Consider the following 21,531-nt stretch of genomic DNA (forward strand, 5'->3'; position numbering starts at 1 on the left):
TCGTTACGAAGTCCATCGGAATCGAGCCGAGGAAGGGCTACGACAACCCAACGATAGTGGAGCTCCCCTACGGCCTGATAAACGCGATGGGACTGCCAAATCCCGGTTGGAAAGGCTTTCTTGAGATGGTCGAGGGCTACACCTTCGACTTTCCGCTCATCGTTTCCATCTTCGGAGGAACACCTGAGGAGTTCGCCTTTCTCGCTGAAAAGCTGAGCGACGTTGGAGACGCCTTCGAGCTGAACCTCAGCTGTCCCCACGCGAAGGGCTACGGCATGGAGATCGGCCAGAAGCCGGAGAACGTGTATGATGTGGTTAAAGCAGTCAAGGACGCCACCGATAAGCCAGTTATAGCAAAGCTAACCCCGAACACCGATGACATAACGAAGCTCGGTTTGGCAGCTGAAAGGGCTGGAGCAGATGCGGTCTCGGCGATAAACACACTGAAGGCGATAGCCATCGACATCTACGCGAGAAGGCCAATACTGAGCAACAAGGTTGGGGGCTACTCCGGGCCGGGGGTTAAGCCCGTCGCTCTGAGAACCGTTTACGACCTCGCGAGAACCCTTGAAATCCCGGTTATAGGCATCGGGGGCATAACGACGTGGCAAGATGCCGTCGAGTTCCTCCTCGCTGGAGCTTCGGCTTTGCAGATAGGCACTGCCGTCTCGCTTCGCGGCTGGAAGGTTTTCAGGGAGATAAGCGAGGGAATTGAGAGGTATCTCGAAAGCGAGGGCTTTTCGAGCGTTAAAGACATCGTTGGCCTTGCCCTCGAGTGAGCGAAAGGGTTATCTAGTAGAAAATCCTACTATACTATGGTGAACTACTATGCCGATCACGAAGGTTACCCGCAACTACCAGATAACAATTCCCGCCGAGATAAGGAAGGCCCTCGGCATAAAGGAGGGCGAATACCTGAGTGTAGAGCTTAGGGGAGACGAGATAGTCATCAAAAAAGCCGAAATGGAGTGGCCGAGCCTTGACCTTGGAAGGGACTTCACGCCCGAAGAAATCGAGGAGAACTCCAGGAAAGCCCTTGCGGAGGCATCCAGATGGGAAGAGTAGCGGTCGTTGATACAAACGTCCTCATTTACTCTATCAACCGCAGTTCAGAGAGGTATGGGGAGGCAAGGGGACTGATAAACTCACTGGACAGGGTAGTTCTGCCAGTGGTTGTCGTTTATGAGTTCGTATGGAATCTGGCAGTGGCAGGGGTTGCACCCAAGGAAGGGGAGAAAACCCTGACAAGGATCCTTTTAAACGAGAAGGTTAGCCTCGTCGATGACAGAAGGTACCTACTTCCGGCCTTTGAGCTTTTCGGAAACCTCGGTTTAAAACATTACAACGACTCCGTGATCCTCGCGATAGCCAAGGAAATTGGGACCCTCGCAACCTACGACAAAAAGCTTAGAAACCGTGCCGGAAAACTTGGGATTAAACTGCTCCCGGAGGTGGTTGAATGAAGCGCGCGGTGGTTTTGTTCTCCGGTGGGCTGGACAGCACGGCCTGCCTCTACTGGGCGAAGGGGAACTACGACGAGGTGATAATGCTCACCGTCAACTACGGCAGCAACGAGGAGCGCGTTACGAACAGGGTTGCGGAGTTCTTCTCGAAGGAACTCAATGTCCCGCTGAAGATAATAAGGCTGGACTTCCTTGAGGAGTTTTCCAAACTGAGAGGAACGACACTAGTCGGCGGGGAGACGCCGAAGGTTACTGGGAAAGAACTCGAAGACATGAGCTTTGCCCAGGAGACCGCCAAGAGCGTCTGGGTTCCAGCGCGCAACGTGGTTTTAATAGCGGTAGCAGCTTCACTTTTGGATGCCCTTGGTGGCGGGGACATAATAGTGGGCTTCAACGCCGAGGAAGGAGCAACTTTCCCGGATAACACACCGGAGTTCGTGGAGAAGATGAACGAGATGCTCCGCTACGGGACGCTGAGCGAGGTCAGGGTTGTGGCTCCTCTCATCAACCTCGACAAGAAGGGGATAGCAAAGCTCTTGAAAGAGTTAAACGCAAAGTACGAGTACTCCAACTCCTGCTACATGCCGAAGGGATTCACCGAGGACGGGAAGCCGATACACTGTGGAGAATGCGAGAGCTGCGTGAGGAGGCACCGCGGTCTTATCGAGGGCATAGGCGAGGACAGGACGGTCTACGCAGTGGAGCCAAAAATCTGATGTCCAGCTCTGGCCATTCAGCACCGCAAGATTTATAAATCTGCTCCAGCCTTCTATCTTTGGACGTGGGGCGGTAGCTCAGCCTGGGAGAGCGCCGGACTGAAGATCCGGGTGTCGGGGGTTCAAATCCCCCTCGCCCCACCACTTTTGTGATGCGGTGGTAGTCTAGCCTGGTCTAGGACACCGGCCTTCCAAGCCGGTGACCCGGGTTCAAATCCCGGCCACCGCACCAAACTTCTCTAACCCTTCTGAATGTTCATTGCCCCCTGTTGAACCCCTTCGTCTCTTCCCGCTCCCAGGGAGGTGTCAGCATTTTCCAAAAGATATTAGGCAATTGCCGAAAGGCTTATAACATTCCCGGAGTACTATCTCCCATGCTGGAGAAGGAAAAAGAGGCCCTTGCCAAGAGAATAGCGGGCGAAATAACGCTCTCTTCTGATCCGGGAAAGACGATGAGGAAGTGGCGCGAGATATTCGGGATAAGTCAGACCGAACTGGCCGAGCACCTCGGAGTTTCTTCCTCGGTCATAAGCGACTACGAAGGCGGGAGGAGAAAGAGCCCCGGGGCGTCGACTATAAGGAAGTTCGTGGAGGCCCTCCTTGAGATAGACGAGAAGCGAGGCGGAAACGTCATCAAGGCCTTCAGCAAGACGATTGAAGGAGAGCTTCCGACCGATGCGATACTCGACATCAGGGAGTTCTCCCTGCCGGTCACGATAGCGGACGTCGTTAAGGCCGTGAAAGGTGAAGTAGTTGCCAACCCCCACCTCCTCGACAGGAGGATATATGGCTACACCGTCGTCGACAGCATAAGGGCCATCCTTGAGATGAGCAGCGAGGAGTTCCTCAAGCTCTACGGCTGGACAACTGAGAGGGCCCTCGTCTTCACGAAGGTCTCAACGGGGAGGAGTCCGATGATAGCGGTCCGCGTCCAAGGGCTTAAGCCAGCTGTAATAGTCCTCCACGGTGTCAAAAAGCTCGACACCTTGGCCGTCAAGCTGGCAGAGCGCGAAAGGGTCCCGCTGGTGGTTTCAAAGGCAAGGGACGAGAACGAGCTGATAGCGGGCCTCAGAAAGCTCGTCGAAAAAACCGAGAGGGAGCTCTAGAGCTCCTTCCTCCTCCAGATCCCTTCCTTGGCAAGCTCGGTGAGCCTGTCCCTTATGTGGACTAAAACGTCGCTCAGGGTTTTCCCGTTGTCGTATTCTTCCACTATTCTCTCAAGCTCCTCCCGCGGGAGGTTCTTCATTTCCCCGGTAAGCTCGACCATCCTCGGGTAGGCTCTAACGATGTTGTCCACTACGGTTATGTCGGCCATTCTGGCGCTTCTCGAAAGCGGGTTGAGGTCAACCGTAACAACGAACTTGCCCATCCTTACGAGTGCTTCCGTCCTGTCGCCATCCTCAAGAGGAACTAAAACGACGTCAGCCCTCCAGATGCCTCTCTCATCCACCTTTCCGCGCTCGTGCTCCAAACCCGGAATCCTCTTCGTCGGGTTTATGCCGAGTATCTCGATTTCGGGGTCGTACTTCCTGAGCTCTTCAGCTATAGCCTTAACCCTCTCCTCCGTTCTGTAAAAGAGGTTTATCTCAAGCTTTGCGTTGAGGGCTTTCGCCAGCTCTATCGTCTTCTTCGGGACGAGGGCGGCGACGTTGCCGTTGACGGAGATGACCGGATGCTTTGCAAGGAGGAACTTTGCCACCGCAGCTTTCATGGCCCGTTCAGCGGGCTCTATCGTCCTCTCGCCGATGAGGTAGTCGAAGGCCTCACCCCGACCGTGGGCTATGAGGCCGGCTTTAGCGGTCATGCCTTTCTCCATCCCCTCGATAATCTTCTCCCTGTAGTAGAGGCTCCAGTAGCGCGGGTGGCTCTTGGGTATCTTCACCATCTCAACCACCGGGAGAAGTTCGTTGCAGTGCCTAAAAAGCTTCCCAAAGGGAGAACCGGCCTTTGAAAAAGCCCGCCAAAGGCTTTTTTCGGCCCCGCGAAGGTTCTAAACCTTTGGTTTAAGAAACCCGTATAAGAGCTTTACCCAAAACTGGGAATGAATATGCCTGATCACGTGAACAGGGTGGTGCACTATGGGATATAAGATCACGGCAAAGCGGGATTTAAGCCCGATTGATTACTTCGTAGAGGTCGAGGCACCCCACGTGGCGAAAGCATGGAAGCCCGGCCAGTTCGTCGTCTTCATACTCCACGAGAGGGGCGAGAGGGTTCCTATGTCCGTTTACAGGGCCGAGGAAGGAAGGGTTGGAATGTTCATCAGGAAGCTCGGTAAGACGAGCTTACAGCTCTACTACGAGTTCAACGTCGGAGACGAGCTCTACAGCGTGGTGGGCCCCCTAGGGAAGCCGATAAAAGTGAAGTACTACGGCAACGTCGTCTTCGCCTCAGATGCAGTCTGCGGGCAGGCCGAAAACTATGCCACGCTGAAGGCCATGAAGGAAGCGGGAAACTACACGATATCGATACAGAGCTTTGAGAACAAGCAGAACGTCTATCCGGAGGAGTTCCTCGCTAAGTCCGTTGCAGATGAGCACTACATAACCACAGATGACGGGAGCGTCGGGAGGAAGGGACACTACCTCGACGTCGTGAAGGAGCTCATCGAGAAAGACAAAGTCGACATAATCTTCGCAGGCGGGAAGCTCGGTTCTCTAGCAAAGCTGGCAGAGCTCACGAGGCCCTACGGAATACCGACGATAACCACCGTGAGGCAGATAATGGTCGACGGAACCGGCATGTGCGGTTCGTGCAGGATACTCTACGACGGCCAGATAAAGTTCGCCTGCAGGGACGGCCCGATGTTCAACGCCCACAAGGTAGACTGGGAGGACGTCATCAGGAGGAACTCCCGCTTCGTGGAGCAGGAGAGGCTCGCAAAGGAGCGCTATCTGGCAGAACTCAGGGCGAAGGGGGTGATCTGAATGGCGAGAAGGAAGAAGCCGAAGCTCATCAAGGAGAGAGTCCCAACGCCCGAAAGGCCGGTGGAGGAGCGCATTAAGGACTTCGGCGAGGTTAACCTTGGTTATACTTTTGAGCTTGCCGTGAAAGAGGCTGAGAGGTGCCTTCAGTGTCCACCCGAGTACGCTCCGTGCATTAAGGGCTGTCCCGTTCACATCAACATTCCGGGCTTCATAGGCAAGCTCGTAGAATACCGCGACAACCCGGACAAAGCAGTAAAGGAAGCCCTGAGGGTAATCTGGGCTGACAACACCCTTCCGGCAATAACGGGCAGGGTCTGCCCGCAGGAAGACCAGTGTGAGAAGGACTGCGTCATGGGCAAGGTCGGGGACGTCATAGACATCGGAAAGCTTGAGAGGTTTGTGGCGGACTACGCTAGGGAGCACGGCATAGAGGACGAACTGCTGGAGGAGATGAGGCCACCCCTCTGCGGGAAAGGGAAGGTGGCTGTCGTCGGAGCTGGACCCGCTGGACTCACCGCCGCTGGCGAGCTGGCGAAGCTGGGATATGATGTTACCATCTACGAGGCCCTCCACAAGCCCGGCGGAGTTTTAGCCTACGGTATTCCAGAGTTCAGACTGCCAAAGGAGATACTTGAGAAGGAACTCGACAAGCTGAGGAAGCTCGGAGTGAGAATACTCACCGACCACGTCGTCGGGAGAACGGTTACGATCGACGAGCTATTGAAGGAGTACGATGCGGTCTTCATAGGAACCGGCGCGGGAACGCCGAAGCTCCTCAACATCCCGGGAATACTCCTCGGGAGAATTTACAGCGCGAACGAGTTCCTCACGAGGGTAAACCTCATGAAGGCCTACGAGTTCCCGGAGTACGACACTCCCATAGCGATAGGGAAGAAGGTCATAGTCATCGGCGCCGGAAACACGGCTATGGACGCGGCCCGCTCCGCTCTGAGGCTGAGTGCCGAGGTTACAATAGCCTACCGCCGTGGCAGGGAGGACATGAGCGCACGTATCGAGGAGATAAAGCACGCCGAGGAGGAGGGTGTAAAGTTCGAGTTCTTCCTCCAGCCGGTCGAGTTCATAGGCGACGAGAACGGCAGAGTCAAGGCCGTGAAGTTTGAAAAGATGCGCCCGCTTGAGGAGCGCGACAAGCGCGGAAAGAGGAAGATAGCCGGAACCGGCGAGTACGTAACGCTACCTGCAGATACGGTGATCATAGCGATAGGCCTCGAACCCAACAGGATAATAGCCGAAACCCCGGGCCTGAAGACGAACCCGGACGGAACCCTCGTCGTTGACGAGAACCTGATGACGAGTATTCCCGGTGTCTTTGCGGGCGGTGACGCGATTAGGGGAGAGGCAACCGTTATCTTAGCGATGGGAGACGGAAAGAAGGCAGCAAAGGCAATATGCGACTACATAGAGAGAAAGAGGAAAGCCAACGCCTGAACTTTTACTTTTTTACTACCATTCCCTTCTCCTTGAGCCGAATAGAAGGGCGTTCTTCAGGTAATCCATGAATTCCCTGTTGAGGAAGGTCTTCATGAACTCCTCGGTCTCCTCTGGCGAGAGCCACTCGATTTCCTCCGGAACGCCTTCGACCCAGAGGTAAACGAGCTCGTCCCCTTCTCTGGCGATGATGAGTGTGAAGACCTTAACGCCGAGCTCTTGGGCTATCTTTACCTCCCTGCCGACGAGAGAGGTGAACTTGCCGAGCGGTGCAACCGCGACGAGGTATTCGGCCTCTTTAATCCTGTAGCTCGTGTCCCTTAGACCGTATTTAGAGGGCACGAGGATGTTGTCAGTGTTGAGCTTTTCCCTGATAATATCCACTATCGCCTTCTCCGTTCTGGTGTGGTAGAGGAAAGTCGGCTCGCTGAGATAAACGAAGGGGCCGTGCTTCTCCTTCTTCCTTCTCAGAAACCCCAGCATCGAACCACCTCAGGTGGGGATAATGTCATCATCTCTCAGGAGGGATGACACTCATCATCGGTTAGCTTTCACTTATGGAGAGGGCTTATTAAACCTTAGCCCAACATCCATCGGTGATAAAATGCGCATCATCCCCCTCGCCTCCGAAAGTTTGGGCGTGAGGAGCTTAGCCACTTTCGTCGAAGCTTCCGGACTAAAAATCCTCATCGATCCCGGCGTCGCCCTTGGACCGAAGCGCTACGGCCTCCCACCGGCGAAAGTCGAGCTGGAAACCCTTCAGCAGATGAGGAAGAAGCTCCAGGGTTATGCCAGAAGGGCCGATGTTGTGACGATCTCCCACTACCACTACGACCACCACACGCCCTTCTTCGAGGGCCTGTATGAGAGTTCAAGCGAGGCCTTTGCGAGGGAAATCTACGCTGGAAAGCTTCTCTTCATCAAGCACCCGCGGGAGAACATAAACTTCAGCCAGAGGAAGAGGGCGTGGGCCTTCCTGAAAAACGTCGAACCGATAGCAGAAAAGATTGAGTTCGCCGATGGGAGAACCTTCGACCTCGGCGGGGTTAGGCTTGAGTTCTCGCCGGCGGTTCCACACGGGAGTGAGGGCTCAAAGCTCGGGTTTGTTGTTATGGTTCTAATTGACGAGGGCTCCAAAAGGGTAATCCACGCCAGCGACATCCAGCTGTTGAACAGGAAAGCCGTTGAGTGGATAGTCGCTAAAAACCCCGACCTGCTTATAACCGGCGGACCGCCGACCTATCTCGGAAAGCGCGCCGAGGGCAGCTGGGAAACTGGAATCAAAAACCTCAACGAGATAATCCGCGAGACGAACGCTGAAGTAATCCTCGACCACCACATAGTCAGGGACAAACGCTACCCCGAGTTCTTTAACGAGCTTGAAAAGAGACCCAAAACCTTCGCTGGTTTTCTTAAGGTCGAGGATAAGCCGCTTGAGGCCTACAGGAGAGAACTGCACAAAATCGAGAGGGGAGAAAAGGCAGAGCTTCCCTTCTCCCTCTGAGGAAAAGCCTTAAACTCTCTTTACGTATTCAAAACGGTGATTTAGATGAGGGACTTCTACATCGCCCACGAGGAGGATATAAGGGCTGGAAAGACTACCGACGTTTACTTCATCAGGACAAGAAAAATCCTGAGGGAGAAGGGGATACGGAAGAAGGTCTTCGCCGACGTAACAACGACTTCCCTTCCAAACGGCTGGAAGTGGGGGATTTTGGCTGGAATAGAGGAGGTCGCGAAGCTATTCGAGGGCATGCCGGTTAACATTTACGCGATGCCTGAAGGCACAATCTTCCACCCCTACGAGCCGGTTCTCCAGATAGAGGGCTACTACGACGACTTTGGCATATACGAGACGGCCTTACTCGGAATGCTCAGCCAGGCGAGCGGGATAGCCACCGCGGCATTGAGGATTAAAATAGCGGCGAACTTCAAGCCGGTTTACTCCTTCGGCATAAGGCACATGCATCCAGCTATAGCTCCGATGATAGACCGCTCGGCCTTTATAGGCGGTTGCGATGGCGTCTCCGGAGTTCTCGGAGCGGAGATGATGGGCGAAAAGCCCGTTGGAACGATGCCACACGCTTTAATCCTGACCGTTGGCGATCAGGTAAAGGCCTGGAAGTACTTCGACGAGGTCGTTGAGCCCGAAGTTCCTAGGACGGCCTTGGTTGACACCCTCTGCGACGAGAAGTTCGAGGCTTTAATGGCAGCTGAGGCCCTCGGCAAGAGGCTTAACGCGGTAAGGCTGGACACGCCGGGCTCAAGGAGAGGGGACTTCAGGAGGATCATTGAAGAAGTCCGCTGGGAGCTCGACCTTAGGGGCTACGACTGGGTCAAAATCTTTGTCTCGGGAGGTTTAAACGAGGAGAGCATTGCAAAAATAGCGGACGTTGCGGATGCCTTCGGAGTTGGCTCGGCCATAGCGAGCGCAAAACCAGTGGACTTCTCCCTCGACATAGTGGAGGTTGAGGGCAAGCCCATCACGAAGCGCGGAAAGCTCAGCGGGAGGAAGCAGATATACCGCTGCGAGAACGGCCACTACCACCGCGTTCCGGCCGACAAAAAGCTCGAAAAGTGCCCGGTCTGCGGGGCGAAGGTTGAGCCCCTCCTCAAACCACTCATAGAAAACGGCGAGATAGTCGCTGAGCTTCCGAAGGCGAGGGAGATAAGGGAGTACGTCCTGGAGCAGGCAAAGAAGTTCAATTTAACGCTCGATTAATTTCTTTTCTGCCTTTTTCGTTTCTTGTCAAACCCAAAAACAGGCTGATGCAGTCTGTAAACATGATGCAAGCACTTAGAAGAGCACACAGTCAAGGAGAAGGAAAAAGGAGAGGCATCAGGCCTCCTCAACGGTAATAGCGCTAACTGGGCAGGCCTCCATAGCCTCGGTGGCACAGTTGTAGAGGTTCTCGTCCTCGATAACCTCCACAATCGGGTGGGCCTTTCCGTCGTCGCCCATCTCAAAAACGTCCGGGCAGAGGCTTGCACAGATGGCGTCACCAATGCAGGTGTCCTGGTCAACCGTAACCTTCCACGCCATGGGACATCACCGCCTTTAAGTGAGTCCGGACGAATATAAAGTTTTCGTTCCGGAAACCGATGGTTTAGAACGGATTCATGCGGAACGCTCTGGGAACGACCGAAGGGAACAGAAAAAGGCAAGGATGGTCAGTAGAGACCAAGTTTCTTCTTGTACTCCGGGCTTATCATGTCCGGACTCCACGGCGGGTCGAAGGTGAGCTCTATTTCGGCGTCCTTAACGCCCGGGATTTCGAGTATCTTGTCTTCAACTGCCCTTAGAATCCACATCGTCAGCGGGCAACCGGGAGTCGTCATCGTCATCTTTACGTAAACGGTGTTGTCGGGCCTTATCTGGAGGTCGTAGATTAGGCCGAGGTTGACCACGTCGAGGCCTATCTCCGGGTCTATGACCTCCTTGAGCTTCTCAAGGATTAGCTCCTTCGTCAGCTCGACCTTCTCGCCGGTCTCCTTAGTTTCCCTTTCGCGGTTTATGGTTATGATGCCAACGCCTTCGAGCTTTCCGATCTCGGAGTGGAGTTTTATGAGGACGTTGTCTATATCGGGGGTGTCCCTGGAGAGAGTAACCGTGACGTTGCCATTCTCATCGACCTCGATTGAGCGGATGAATTTCTCGTCAACTACTTCCTTAACGACCTTCTCAACATCTTCCTTCGTTACCATTACTCACCACCGCTCAAGGTTTCAGAATACACATTTAAACCTTTTGGGCCACAGATGTGTATCTAGCGCGAGAGTATGTCCCTTATTAACTCAGTCGCCATTTCCGGAGTTAATGCCCTGGCCCTCGTTTCCCTGAGGACGCGCTGTATCGAGAGCCTCTTTGTCGATGGGGCCCTTCTGAAGAGCTCCCAGAGAAGTGGACAGCCAAAGCTCAACTTATATCCCCCTCCGATGACCCCTACGAGCTCCGCCTTGTCGAGGGCCAAGAAGGCAGGGAAGTTGAGGATTACAAGGTCTCCTTTTTTGTATATTGATATGAGGCCAGAACTCAGAAGGTCGCCCGAGGCTACTATTCTTATCCCCCGAGTCCTCGCGTAGTCCTCAACAGCTTTCATCACCATCGAATGACAGCGTCCGCATATTGGGGCGCCCTTCTCCATCTGGGCCGTTATAACCTCAAGATAGTTGGGAACCTCGACGAAAACAGCTCCCGCTTTTCTGGCCTTCTCCAAAACTCTCTCATCCATCTGGGGGAGCTTAACCGTCACGGGGACAACTTCAAAGCCCGCCCAGCGGAGGATTTTCAGCGAGGCCGTGCTGTCTGAGCCGGCCGAGAATGCCAAAGCCACTTTAACACCACTTGGAGAGCGGTCGAATTCCTTTCCGGCCAGGCGGTATCCTATCAAGGCTTTCAGGCGGGAGTAAGCCCTCTCCCCGATTTCTTTCTTAACCCTTTCAAGGGCCTCAAGGTTGTACCTCAGGCGGTAGCGCTTGACGAAGTCGTCTCCAACTTGTCTTATCATCGAAGGGGATCCCGTCCTCAACTCTTAAACCTACCGCTGGGAAAACCTTAAAAGAGGCCCGCCCTAACCCCGCTCACGAAGCTAAAGCTTCTGGAGGTGCTTAAGATGAGGGAGATAGTGGAGAGGGTTAAGGAAAAGACGAGCATCCCCGTTTACGAGAGAACGATTGAGAACGTTCTGAGCGCGATACAGGCGAGCGGTGACGTCTGGCGCATCGTTGACCTCAGCGAAGAACCACTTCCGCTGGTCGTGGCGGTCATAACGGCCCTCCACGAGATGGGCTACGTGGCCTTCGAGGGGTCGAGGGTCGTCCTGACTGAGAGCGGGAAAAAGCTCGTGGAGAAGTACGGGATAGGACCGAGGGTGGACTACACCTGCTCCCACTGCCAGGGGAAGACCGTTGAGCTTTCAGCATTCAGAGACCTCCTTGAGGAGTTCAGGGAGATCGTCAAGGACCGTCCACAGCCGAAGCACGACTTCGACCAGGCCTACGTTACGCCCGAGACCACCGTGGCGAGGGTTGCTTTAATGCACAGCAGGGGTGACCTTGAGAACAAGGAGGTCTTCGTCCTCGGCGATGATGACCTGACCAGCGTAGCACTAATGCTCTCCGGCCTGCCGAAGAGGATAGCGGTTCTTGACATTGATGAGCGCCTTGTGAAGTTCATCGAGAAGACTGCCGATGAGCTCGGCTACGAGAACATCGAAATGTTCACCTTCGACCTGAGAGAACCCCTCCCCGATTATGCCCTCCACAAGTTCGACACCTTCGTCACAGACCCGCCCGAGACGGTCGAGGCTATAAGGGCCTTCGTCGGAAGGGGGATAGCAACTCTAAAGGGCCCCGGCTGCGCCGGCTACTTCGGCATAACTAGAAGAGAAAGCTCCCTTGACAAGTGGCGCGAGATTCAAAAGCTACTCCTCAACGAGTTCGGTGTCGTCATAACCGACATCATCAGGAACTTCAACGAGTACGTCAACTGGGGTTATGAAGAGGAGACTAGGGCGTGGAAGCTCCTTCCGGTTAAGGTCAAGCCGACCTACAACTGGTACAAGAGCTACATGTTCAGGATACAGACGCTTGAGGGCTCGAAGGGCTTCGAGGAGAGGATAACCGTCGGCGACGAGCTTTACAACGACGAGGAAGCCTCGACCACATGATGGCCCTTATTGCCTGCATCGGGCAGAAGCTCGGCCGTGTTCCCGGCCTTCATTCCCTAATTCTCTACGGCTCTCTCGTTAGAGAGACTTCGTTCCGGGAACGAGCGACCTTGACTTCTTTGTCGTTCTCGAAGAGGGCGCGAAGCCAGAAGATGTGCTCTCCAAACTCAGGCCCATTCTTGAGGAGTGCTCTAAAGGCCTCAAAGCCGTTGAGATTGACATCGCCTGGGAATGGCTCTCAAACCTCCGTGACCCTCTCAACCTTGTTATCCGTACAAGTTCCTGACGGTTTATCAATCTGACTTCAGGGAGAACCACCTCGTGGTTATCGGCGAGGAGATAGTCGGGCTTCTCCCAGAATACGAAATTGGTGAGATACTTCCAAGAAGGCTGGAGGGGATTTTGAGAAACCTTGAGCACTTCTCAGGGAACAGGAAGATGCTTCACATTCTCGCGGGCGAGACCGCGAGGCTCATCGCCTTTCTGCACGGCTCAAGTCTCAAAAAGGAAGACGTTCTGAGGAAGCTTGAAGAGCTTGGAGATGAGGATGCTCTGAAAATCTACCGTTCCTACCTTGCAGGAAGAAAAACTGAGTTCAGCGGGAAGTTTTTGAGGGATTTCGTAGCGAAAAGGGTTGAAAAGATGAAAAAGCCAAACGTCACTTCCCGGGCTTTCTAACCTTCAATACGATGGCCAACGTCAGGGCGATGGCTATAACCGCGATTCCGATATATAGGTAGCCCTTCTCTCCACCCTCCTTCGGGGGAAGCGCCCTGAAACCCGCAACGGGATAAGCCTCTATTGCAAGCGGGTTCCTCGACGGGTATATCACGACGTAGCCGTCGATGCCGCCCAGCTTGACCCGGTCAGTTGAGTTGCCAGCGTAACTTGAGCCCTTTACGATTACAAAGGTCGCGTTCTTCAGCACTGCGAAGCCCTCATCCTCCTGCGGTTCGGGGATGTCGGCGTAGAGGAGCTTCCTGAGATATGAGACGGCCTTTTTGTAGAGTTCAGTCCCGGTTAGATTGGCCTCCTGAAGGGCCCAGGCGACCTTGGCAGTCGATGTTATCCCCGCCACCGAGCCCTGCGTGTACGGAAACGCCCCGTTTTCGTATTGCCTCCCCCTGAGTATTTCAAGTGTCTCGTTGAGTTCCCTCTCCATTCCAAACTCCTTGAAAACGATCACCGCGTAGGCGAAGTAGTAGCTGGGGACGTTGTAGTACCGAGGGTTGCCTGTTCTCGGGTCCTTCTCGAACATCCAGGTGAGGTTCTTGGAGAGGTATTCGATGGACTGGGAGTAGTTGTAGCTTACGTTGAGCCCCCTGAAGACCCAGATAACGTATTCCGTGTTGTAGAAGTCCCTCCAGACGCCATTCTTGCCTCTCGAGAGGAGGTAGTTGACCTCACCCGAGTAGTTCTCACCTAGGAGGGCCTTAATCCTTGCTATTTCAGCCACCTGCCAAGGAAGGAGGGACGAGATGTTCCCGGGTAGCTCTGGCCTTTCACCGCACGTCAGGTAGTAGTCCGCCAGAACGACCTTTTCCCAGTCATTCCCAGGCCTTATCTTCCCCAGATAGGGGCAGGCGATGTCTCTGAGGTCCTCAAAGCCCTTAACCTTGGAGACGCTCAGCAGGTCAAGGACGCGGTAGTGCAACTTCCCCCAGAAACCGAAGTGCTCCCTCCTGAGTAGTTCCTCACGGTAGTTCTCGTTTCCGGTGGCGTAGAGGGCCATTGCTATGGCGACGTTGCTCGTGAAGTTCCCGCTCAGCTCGACCTTCTCCCCGAGGTAGGCGAGTGCGAAGGCCCTGTAAGCCATGAGCTCACCGCCAACCTTCATTTTTTCAAGCTCTTCCCTTTTCCCCAAAGCTAGGTAGCCGAATATCCTTTCCATGTCGTTCTTGGGTTTGGTCCCCATAAGCCACCCGGTTGCCCGGGCTATTGCCTCATCAACCTGCTTGCCAAAACCACTCAGGCTCTTATTGACGTAGCCCCTCCTGAACTCCCTGAGGGCCAGAAGGGCCAGCGCCGTCCCAGTGTAGTCCTCCCACGAGCCGTCCGGTTTCTGCTTGTAGATGAGCCAGTACGCGGCGTTGTTTAGAACCCCGAGGTATCTCCCGTGGGCGATGTTTTCACCCCTCATCAGGGCAAGCATCGCCATGGCAGTGTACTTCGCCTCGTGCTCCTCACCGTAGGCGTAGCCCCAGGAGTCAAAGGGCGTCCTCAGCTGGAGGAGCCACTCACATCCCTCAAGAACCCTCGCGTAATCGCCGGTCCTGTAAAAGGCTAGAACAGCGAACGAGATATCGGGAACCGTCGGTGAGTAGACGTAGGGCTCGATTTTAGCGGAGACGGAGGCAGATGAGAAAACGATGAGTATCAGAACACCTAGGGCGAGAAACCTTCTCATCGCGACCACCTCAAGGGAGAAAAGAAGAGGGGGTTAAAAGGTTTCACCCGTAGTAGACCTTAACGTCAAGCTGATAGCTTGCCGTCCAGTAGTAGGTGTCGTAGGCGTAGACGACGAAGTACCAGGTTCCTGGAGCTGGGTTAGCGTACTCGACGTGCTCGCTTGAGCCGTAGTTCTCGGAGCTGTCGACGAGGTTCTGGTTCGGGTCGTAGAGGTAGAGGTCAAGGTCGTCGTAGCTGCTCCCGCTGAGGTCGCCTGTTATCTTGGTGGCGCCGCTGTTGACAGTCATCTGGTGGACGTTGTAGTCGTGGTAGCTGACCGTCCCGGTGAAGGTCTTCTCGTCGACGGTCGGCTGCGGGCTGGGCTGTGGTGCAGGTTCACTTCCACCGTTGTTTCCACCGTTGTTGCCGCTGCCGGGCTGGCCGAGCGAGCCGTCGCTTACCACATCAACCTGGTAGTTTGCCGAACCGCTGTAGCTGACGACCTTTATCGTCCACGTCCCGTCGGTCGGGTTGTAATAGCCGACCTTTTCGAAGCCGTAGTAGGCCGTGTAGGAGTAGTCGACCTCGTTGCCGTTCGGGTCGTAGAGGTAGAGGTCGAGGTCGCTCTTGCTGTTGTCCCAGTAGAGCGTAGCCGTAACGAAGGAGGCACCGCTTATAGTGAACTGGTGGGTCTCGGTGCCCTTATCGGCCACGTAGCCGGTGAAGGTGAGCTTGGCGTAGCTGTCGTAGTGCGCAGCCTTGTAGGCGTTAACCCTACCTGCACCGTAGGCGATGTCCGCTATTTCATCGGGCTTGACTATGTCAGCAGTCTCAATGAGTGCCTTTTTGACCTGGTCGGGAGTCCAGTTGGGGTGAGCCTGAAGGATGAGAGCAGAGATTCCAGCGACGTGTGGGGTTGCCATCGAAGTTCCCGGGGCTGCGACATAGTAGTCGCCGATGGTAACGTCGGTGAGCTGGGTTCCGCTGGCACGAGCGGCTATAATCCAGTTGCCCGGAGCGACAACTTCGGGCTTGAGTCTTCCGTCAGCCGTCGGTCCCCTGCTGGAGAAGTCGGTTATGACGTCGTTCTTGTCGACGGCGCCAACGGTTATGACCTTGCTCGCAGCTGCCGGCGAGCCGATGGTGTACTTGTCGGGCCCGCTGTTTCCTGCTGCAACGCAGACGACTATTCCAGCGTCCCAGGCGTTGTTAACGGCCTGGCTGAGGGAGTCGGTTCCGTCGGAGCTCTGGCTTGAGCCGAGGGAGAGGTTGATGACCCTTATCCCGTACTTGTCCTTGTTCTCAACCGCCCAGTCGACACCGGCTATGATGTCAGAAACACTGCCACTTCCCTCCCCGCTGAGAACCTTTATGCCGACGAGCTTTGCTCCAGGGGCCATGCCCTTGTACTTGCCGTTGCTGGCCGCGCCGGTTCCCGCTGCAATGCTGGCGACGTGGGTTCCGTGGCCGTTGTCATCATAGGGGGTGCTCTTTCCGTTCACGAAGTCCTTCCAGCCGATGACCTTGCCCTGAAGGTCGGGGTGAGAGGCGTCTATTCCGGTGTCAATTATGGCGATGGTTATTCCGGAACCGTCGTAGCCGAGGTTCCACATGTTGGTGGCCATGACCTGGGCGGCCGATTCATCAAGACCCTCGGTGTCAACGGCGACCTTAACCTTGTAGTCTTCCTGGATGAACTTTATTCCGGAAACCTGGGCGTTTCCGAAGAAGCCAGAGTCTATCAGACCCGCTATCATGAGCAGGTTCCTGACCTTAATCTTAACCGCAACGGCCGGGATAATGTTGTAGTCGTATTTGACCTTGGCACCGAGCATGCGGAGAACCCTTATGGCCCTCTGCTTGTCATACTGGTTGTCGAACATTATTATGGTATTGACCTCTTGGTTCCAGTTCATCCTCTGAACCTTCTTGAAGAGGCCTGGAGTTAAGAGACCATAGGTCTTCTCCTGGTGAACGTTCTTGACTTCCACGTGCTTGGCGGGTGCGGCGAAGACGCTCCCGGCCATTATTGCCACGAGGAAGACTGCCCACACAACCATGGCAAACCTTTTCATCTCAACACCTCCAGCTTAGATGTCCGGCATTGGACATCCTAGCATTATGCAGTGCATCGGTTATAAATTTTACGGCTCGGATGTCTCAATGAGAGATATAATGCAACCTATTGAACTTTGCAGTACATAATTTTTAACAAATGAACCGGTATGTTGCAATTTTTGGAAAGGGCATGACAATAACTTGGGATTTTACCAAAATTATAACAAAATTCACATAGCGTGAAAAGAATAACGACAAATTGGAGAAAAAACAATAGGTTGCATCAGGGCCCACGAACACTTAGCATAGCACTCAGAGCACTTCCCTCCGGCATTACCACCGACCCTTCAAGACCTCCCTGGCAAGATTATTCGACCCAAAGGACGTCGGGTCAGGGGCCGATTAGTTCATCATTTCTCAGTCTCCTACCCTCACATCATCCCCTAAGGCCAAAGGCCTCGCGTATCCAGAGGGGTATCAGGCCTATCTTGGGAAACACCAGCTCGGACTTTGCCTCAACCGCGTAAGCCGGGACACAGCCAGCAAGAACACCATTTGGCAACCTCACTTCAAGCAGTCCATAGGGGCCTGGATAGGGCGGGTCTGGAACCGGATTGTTGTCTCCCCAAGTTACAAAGCACTTCTCCGGCTCCCCGTTGAGCTTCACCGTGTAGATGTACCTGACACGGTGAATTATCGGATATTCGTAGCCGGGCCTCTTATAGACAACAACGTCCCCAACCTTAATCTGATCGGGATTTGTAACCCCTTTGAGAAGGACAACGTCTCCCCTGTAGAAGACGGGCTCCATCGAGCCACTCACCACTATGACGAGCGGTGAATCGGTATGGAGCGCGAACTTCAGGCCCTCCTCGAAGGCAAAAACCGCCACCAAAGCTATCAGAAGCCACGCAACGTCCTTCTGCCACTCCTCCATTTTAGCGCCTCCACATACGTTGATATTCTAGCGACTATAGCCCCCATCGCCGTGCAGGTCTCAAGGCTCATCCTCTTCCCGGTGATGTCCATATGGTATCTGGCCAACTTAAAGGTTTCCTTTGGGAGTCCGTGCCTCCCAAGGCCTACGAGGAGGAGAAAGCTCTCCCCACCAGAGAAGGCCTCCGCGAGCTGGAGGGGAGTTATCTCCTTTTCAGCGGAAGGTTTCCTCGTCGTTGCAACGGGCACTCCAAACTGGGGAGGAAAGCCCTTCCTCGGAAATTCAAGGAGGTGAAACCTGTTGGAGAGCGCAAGCTCAATTAGATACCTCCCACCCTCGCCTATCGTCGTCTTTTCAGCGACCGCCTCGGCCACCTCGGAGGGCTTGCCCTCAAGGGGAAAACCCACTAGGGCGAGGTGAAAACCGTAGGCGTAGGCCAGCGGAGCGGCACGGGCTATCGCCCTCAGGTGTGCCTCGTGGAGCCTTTTGACATCATAGGTGTTGTAGAGTGCAAGGGTCAGCGTCGCCACGCTCCAAGAAGTTCGGGAGACCTTATAAGGGTTATTTCCTATGTCCACCGGTGGTCACATGATATTCGACGCACATTCAGACCTGCCGACCTTCGTCTACGACGAGAGAAGGGAGGGTAAAACGAGGGTTCTTGAGGGGAACTTTGAGAGGTTCTTCAACGGGATTGGAGCGAGGGTAATGGCCATATGGACAAGGCCTGACAGGAGGAACAACGCGACCCGCTACGCCCTTGAGGTTCTGAACGAGTTCCTTAAGGATGTTGAAGAGAGCGATAGCTTCGAGCTGGTGAGGAATACTGATGAGATGAAAGGGGTCATAGAAAGCGGAAGGGTCGCCCTTTGGCTGGGCCTTGAGGGTGGTGAGCCAATCGGGGAGAGCCTCGATCTCCTTGAGGTCTTCCACCGTCTCGGCCTCCGCGTCCTGACGCTAACTTGGAGCCTGAGAAACGCTATAGGCGACGGCGTCTTTGAGAGGACAAACGGCGGTCTGACCAACTTCGGCGTCGAGGTAGTTGGCAAGGCCGAGGAACTCGGTATAGTTCTCGACCTGAGCCACATAAATGAAGCCGGCTTCTGGGACGCCCTCGACGTTACCTCCTTCCCGGTGATAGCGTCCCACTCGAACGCAAGGAAGCTCTGCGACCACCCCAGAAACCTGAAGGATGAACAACTAAAGGCCATAGCCGAGCGCGACGGTGTCGTCGGGGCCGTCGCTATACCGGGCTTCGTGGACAGCAAGAGGCCGACGCTGGAGAGATATGTGGAGCACATCTCATATATGGTTGACCTGATGGGCTACAGGCACGTAGGCCTCGGGTTCGACTTCGTCTACTACCTCCGGGGCTGGAGTGGAAAGGGCGTTGAGGGCTTCGAGGACGAGTCCAAGATACCAGACCTGCTGGGAAAAATGAAGGAGCGGTTCAGCGAGAGGGAGGTAGAGGCGATAACCTTCGGGAACTTCGAACGGGTCTTTGAGCGGGTCATCGGCTGATCACAGGGAAACGAGGATGGCTCCGATCACTATGAGAAGTGCACCGACTGCCGTCTTCGCGTTCATTTCCTCCCTCAGGACGAGCCAAGCCAGAACTATCGCAAGGGCAACGCTCGTTTTGTCTATCGCTATCACGGCGGTTGTTCTTCCGTTCTTTATGGCCATGAAGTAGAAAAGCCAGGAAAGGGCTCCGGCGAGACCGGAAAGGGTTATCAGAAACAGAGAACGGTAGTCAAGGCCGGTTGTGTTCGTTTTACCCGTGGAGAGAGCAACTAGGAGGAGAAATACGAACATTATGAAGGCCCTGACCACGGTTGCCACGGTGGAGTCAACATCCCTCAAGCCAAGCTTTCCGAATATCGGGACGAGGGCAGCGAAAAAAGCGGAGAGGATCGCGTAGATGATGTAAGCCGGAGCCTTCACGTTCAGGCCTCCGCTATGGCCCTCTTCACCAGCCTCTCAGCCTTTTCCATCAGCTCTCTAGCTTTTTCCTCCGTGTGGGCCTCAAGGGTTATCCTCATTATCGGCTCCGTCCCGCTCGGCCTGAAGAGGATCCACCAGTCGGAGTTTTCAATCCTGATCCCATCGATGTCTATGAGCCTCTCGTAGTCGAAGCTCCGAAGGGCTTCCCTCGCTATGATCTCCATCGCTTTGGCTTTTTTCTCGTTGGGGCAGGGTATTTTTGCTCTCAACGTTACGTAGCGCGGGACTTCCTTCGCCAATTCGCTTATCGGGCCGAGCCTGTCTATCATCTCAAGGACTAAAGCCCCGGCGAATATTCCATCGGGAGTTAGGTTCCACTGGGGCATTATCCACGTCCCGCTCGGCTCGCCGCCGAAGACCCCACCGTTTTTAGCCAGCTCATCAGCAACGGCCACATCTCCAACGCGCGTCCTTATCACTTCCCCGCCGAGGGGTCTAACGTAGTCGTCCAGAGCAAAGCCGGCATCAACAGTCGTTACCACCTTCCCCTTCCCAAACTTCCGGAGGGTGTAGCCCGCTATTAGCGAGAGCATGACCTCGTACTCGACGAAGTTGCCCTGATCATCGACAACGCCGATCCTGTCTGCATCGCCATCGTGGGCTATTCCAACATCTGCTCCCATCGCCTTAACTGTCCTCGCTAAAGCGGAGAGGCTCTTCGCGTTCGGTTCAAGCTCTCTGACAAAGAAGCCGCTCGGGTGGGAGTTGAGGCTGATAACTTTGTTCCCGAGCTCGCGCTGGAGATAGGGAGACAAAACGCTCCCGGCACCGTTTCCGGCGTCTAGAACGACGGTGTAGGAGTTTTTGAGGTGAACCATATCAAGGGCCCTCTCGATGTATTCCCTTTTTGGATCTGCCCTCCTTACCGTTCCGATTTCGTTCCAGGGGGCTTTTCTGAAGTTCCCGGAGTCGATTATCTTCTCCAGCTCGGCCTCCATCCCCGGTGTGTAGGCCATTCCGTTGGGCTGCCATACCTTTATCCCGTTGTATTCAGGAGGATTGTGGCTCGCTGTAATTGTAACACCCGCATCGGCCTTGTAGAGTCTTATTGCGAAGCCCGTCAGAGGTGTAGGGGCCAACCCGATGTCTATAACCTCGACGCCAGCGCTGAGCAAACCGCTTATTAGGGCGCTCTTCACCATCTCACCGCTCGTTCTGGTGTCCTTTCCTACGACGACCGTTCCGCCGTCGAGGTAAGTGCCGAGGGCCTTTCCAACGCGCAGAGCGAGTTCAGGTGTTAATCTCTCGTTGACGACCTCCCTGATGCCGCTCGTCCCGAAGTACTTCCCCATGATGACCCCCCGTGAGAGTTATGTTCGGTGGTCTGGAAGAGGCGATATAACCTTTTCCATTAAATGAAAAAGAGAAAGGCTCAGAAGAGACTGAAGCGCGGGGCCTTGACCTTGACGCCGAGGCCTTCGAGGACTTTCTTCAGCTCTCTAACGCGTATAGTGCCATCACCGGCGTAAAACTTGTGGTTCTTTTTGGCTTTGACCTCAAGCTCCTCCCTCTTCCCCGATTCTGAGTCACCGCTCTTTACCTTCACTTCCCTGACCTCACGGAGCGGTATCTCGAAGTTCTCTTCGCTTTCGCCGAGTATCTCATCCGGCTCCATCTCGTAGTACTCGTTCCAATGGCCGTAGGCTTTGGTAACACCTCTGAGGAAGCCTCCGATGCCCCCGCCGGCCTCTTTCTTCATCTTTTTGGCGAGCTCTGGTGTCAGAAAGGCAACTATAAGCCTCTCATCGGTTATCACGAGGCTCGCCCTGCTCTCCCTCATAAAGCCCTTCCTATAGTCAAGGTTTCCAACGACGTAGAGAACCTTCTCCATTCCTTCCACCTCAGCTGAACCTCGCTATCTCCTCGCCGCTCGGGCTCAGAACCCTGAGGACAACCTTCCCGCCGAGCCTCTCCGAGAGG

General features: G+C 54.7%; 24 protein-coding genes and 2 tRNA genes. 14 read left to right on the plus strand and 12 right to left on the minus strand.

From position 1 onward, the window contains the following. The 7 genes from MVC73_RS00005 to MVC73_RS00035 form a co-directional block, all read left to right on the plus strand. On the plus strand, window positions 1-779 hold a 779-nt coding region (locus MVC73_RS00005; RefSeq protein ID WP_297505935.1), incomplete at its 5' end, for a dihydroorotate dehydrogenase. A 49-nt stretch (window positions 780-828) separates the two neighbouring features. Beyond that, entirely contained in the window at window positions 829-1,065 is a 237-nt protein-coding gene (locus MVC73_RS00010) for an AbrB/MazE/SpoVT family DNA-binding domain-containing protein (RefSeq protein ID WP_297505936.1), read from the plus strand. Then, window positions 1,053-1,463, plus strand: a complete 411-nt coding sequence (locus MVC73_RS00015) for a PIN domain-containing protein (protein WP_297505937.1) — start codon at window positions 1,053-1,055, stop codon at window positions 1,461-1,463. Before MVC73_RS00010 ends, MVC73_RS00015 begins: the two co-directional genes overlap by 13 nt. Further along, on the plus strand, window positions 1,460-2,179 hold the full coding sequence (gene queC / locus MVC73_RS00020) for a 7-cyano-7-deazaguanine synthase QueC (RefSeq protein WP_297505938.1): 720 nt from the start codon (window positions 1,460-1,462) through the stop codon (window positions 2,177-2,179). The genes MVC73_RS00015 and queC overlap by 4 nt, the downstream gene beginning before the upstream one ends. A gap of 67 nt (window positions 2,180-2,246) precedes the next feature. Beyond that, window positions 2,247-2,323, plus strand: a tRNA-Phe gene (locus tag MVC73_RS00025). A gap of 10 nt (window positions 2,324-2,333) precedes the next feature. Further along, window positions 2,334-2,411 (plus strand) — tRNA-Gly (locus MVC73_RS00030). A gap of 142 nt (window positions 2,412-2,553) precedes the next feature. After that, complete coding sequence (locus MVC73_RS00035; protein WP_297505939.1) at window positions 2,554-3,285, plus strand: helix-turn-helix domain-containing protein; 732 nt, start codon at window positions 2,554-2,556, stop codon at window positions 3,283-3,285. Here the strand turns inward: MVC73_RS00035 and MVC73_RS00040 are convergent. Next, the gene (locus MVC73_RS00040) at window positions 3,282-4,064 is read right to left on the minus strand and encodes a 4-phosphopantoate--beta-alanine ligase (protein ID WP_297505957.1); all 783 of its coding nucleotides are present in this window, start codon (window positions 4,062-4,064) and stop codon (window positions 3,282-3,284) included. The two genes, MVC73_RS00035 and MVC73_RS00040, sit on opposite strands and share 4 nt — an antisense overlap. A gap of 193 nt (window positions 4,065-4,257) precedes the next feature. On the opposite strand from MVC73_RS00040, the gene MVC73_RS00045 reads away from it, so the two are divergent. Together MVC73_RS00045 and gltA are read left to right on the plus strand one after the other, a co-directional pair. Beyond that, window positions 4,258-5,106, plus strand: a complete 849-nt coding sequence (locus MVC73_RS00045) for a sulfide/dihydroorotate dehydrogenase-like FAD/NAD-binding protein (RefSeq protein ID WP_297505940.1) — start codon at window positions 4,258-4,260, stop codon at window positions 5,104-5,106. Then, window positions 5,107-6,555 carry an NADPH-dependent glutamate synthase gene (gene gltA, locus MVC73_RS00050; protein ID WP_297505941.1) on the plus strand — a complete coding sequence of 483 codons (1,449 nt, stop codon included), beginning with the start codon at window positions 5,107-5,109 and terminating at the stop codon, window positions 6,553-6,555. A 15-nt stretch (window positions 6,556-6,570) separates the two neighbouring features. Here the strand turns inward: gltA and MVC73_RS00055 are convergent, their stop codons facing one another. After that, the gene (locus MVC73_RS00055) at window positions 6,571-7,038 is read right to left on the minus strand and encodes a hypothetical protein (RefSeq protein WP_297505942.1); all 468 of its coding nucleotides are present in this window, start codon (window positions 7,036-7,038) and stop codon (window positions 6,571-6,573) included. 121 nt (window positions 7,039-7,159) lie between these two features. On the opposite strand from MVC73_RS00055, the gene MVC73_RS00060 reads away from it, so the two are divergent. Together MVC73_RS00060 and MVC73_RS00065 are read left to right on the plus strand one after the other, a co-directional pair. Continuing rightward, a complete protein-coding gene (locus MVC73_RS00060) occupies window positions 7,160-8,059 on the plus strand; it encodes an MBL fold metallo-hydrolase (RefSeq protein WP_297505943.1) in 900 nt (299 codons plus the stop codon). 45 nt (window positions 8,060-8,104) lie between these two features. Next, entirely contained in the window at window positions 8,105-9,277 is a 1,173-nt protein-coding gene (locus tag MVC73_RS00065; RefSeq protein WP_297505944.1) for a nicotinate phosphoribosyltransferase, read from the plus strand. A 117-nt stretch (window positions 9,278-9,394) separates the two neighbouring features. On the opposite strand, the gene MVC73_RS00070 is transcribed toward MVC73_RS00065, so the two are convergent. From MVC73_RS00070 to MVC73_RS00080, 3 genes are all read right to left on the minus strand, one after another. Then, window positions 9,395-9,598, minus strand: coding sequence for a ferredoxin (locus tag MVC73_RS00070; RefSeq protein ID WP_297505945.1), 204 nt, complete (start codon window positions 9,596-9,598; stop codon window positions 9,395-9,397). Between the two features lie 128 nt (window positions 9,599-9,726). After that, window positions 9,727-10,260, minus strand: coding sequence for a metal-sulfur cluster assembly factor (locus MVC73_RS00075; RefSeq protein WP_297505946.1), 534 nt, complete (start codon window positions 10,258-10,260; stop codon window positions 9,727-9,729). 62 nt (window positions 10,261-10,322) lie between these two features. Further along, complete coding sequence (locus MVC73_RS00080) at window positions 10,323-11,063, minus strand: ATPase (RefSeq protein ID WP_297505947.1); 741 nt, start codon at window positions 11,061-11,063, stop codon at window positions 10,323-10,325. 105 nt (window positions 11,064-11,168) lie between these two features. Here MVC73_RS00080 and bpsA point away from each other — a divergent pair, with 105 nt between their 5' ends. Next, window positions 11,169-12,224, plus strand: coding sequence for a N(4)-bis(aminopropyl)spermidine synthase (gene bpsA / locus MVC73_RS00085; protein ID WP_297505948.1), 1,056 nt, complete (start codon window positions 11,169-11,171; stop codon window positions 12,222-12,224). A 321-nt stretch (window positions 12,225-12,545) separates the two neighbouring features. Then, on the plus strand, window positions 12,546-12,902 hold the full coding sequence (locus MVC73_RS00090; protein WP_297505949.1) for a hypothetical protein: 357 nt from the start codon (window positions 12,546-12,548) through the stop codon (window positions 12,900-12,902). On the opposite strand, the gene MVC73_RS00095 is transcribed toward MVC73_RS00090, so the two are convergent. The 4 genes from MVC73_RS00095 to MVC73_RS00110 all read right to left on the minus strand — a co-directional run bounded on the left by MVC73_RS00095 (window position 12,883) and on the right by MVC73_RS00110 (window position 18,137). Continuing rightward, window positions 12,883-14,631, minus strand: a complete 1,749-nt coding sequence (locus tag MVC73_RS00095; protein ID WP_297505958.1) for a hypothetical protein — start codon at window positions 14,629-14,631, stop codon at window positions 12,883-12,885. The genes MVC73_RS00090 and MVC73_RS00095 overlap by 20 nt on opposite strands. A 43-nt stretch (window positions 14,632-14,674) precedes the next feature. After that, window positions 14,675-16,687, minus strand: a complete 2,013-nt coding sequence (locus MVC73_RS00100; RefSeq protein WP_297505950.1) for a S8 family serine peptidase — start codon at window positions 16,685-16,687, stop codon at window positions 14,675-14,677. A 419-nt stretch (window positions 16,688-17,106) separates the two neighbouring features. Beyond that, window positions 17,107-17,607, minus strand: coding sequence for a signal peptidase I (locus tag MVC73_RS00105; RefSeq protein WP_297505951.1), 501 nt, complete (start codon window positions 17,605-17,607; stop codon window positions 17,107-17,109). Continuing rightward, complete coding sequence (locus tag MVC73_RS00110; RefSeq protein WP_297505952.1) at window positions 17,571-18,137, minus strand: DUF531 domain-containing protein; 567 nt, start codon at window positions 18,135-18,137, stop codon at window positions 17,571-17,573. The genes MVC73_RS00105 and MVC73_RS00110 overlap by 37 nt, the downstream gene beginning before the upstream one ends. 58 nt (window positions 18,138-18,195) lie before the next feature. Here MVC73_RS00110 and MVC73_RS00115 point away from each other — a divergent pair, with 58 nt between their 5' ends. After that, window positions 18,196-19,128 (plus strand): dipeptidase, encoded by a 933-nt coding sequence (locus tag MVC73_RS00115; RefSeq protein ID WP_297505953.1) that lies wholly within the window; start codon window positions 18,196-18,198, stop codon window positions 19,126-19,128. Here the strand turns inward: MVC73_RS00115 and MVC73_RS00120 are convergent, their stop codons facing one another. From MVC73_RS00120 to MVC73_RS00130, 3 genes are all read right to left on the minus strand, one after another. Continuing rightward, a complete protein-coding gene (locus MVC73_RS00120) occupies window positions 19,129-19,551 on the minus strand; it encodes an EamA family transporter (protein ID WP_297505954.1) in 423 nt (140 codons plus the stop codon). A 2-nt stretch (window positions 19,552-19,553) separates the two neighbouring features. Further along, window positions 19,554-20,903: a phosphoglucosamine mutase gene (gene glmM / locus MVC73_RS00125; RefSeq protein ID WP_297505955.1), complete on the minus strand. Its 1,350-nt coding sequence runs from the start codon at window positions 20,901-20,903 to the stop codon at window positions 19,554-19,556. A gap of 80 nt (window positions 20,904-20,983) precedes the next feature. After that, a complete protein-coding gene (locus MVC73_RS00130) occupies window positions 20,984-21,442 on the minus strand; it encodes a hypothetical protein (protein ID WP_297505956.1) in 459 nt (152 codons plus the stop codon). Window positions 21,443-21,531: the final 89 nt, after the last annotated feature.

The organism is Thermococcus sp. (assembly GCF_027052235.1).
GTDB lineage: Archaea > Methanobacteriota_B > Thermococci > Thermococcales > Thermococcaceae > Thermococcus.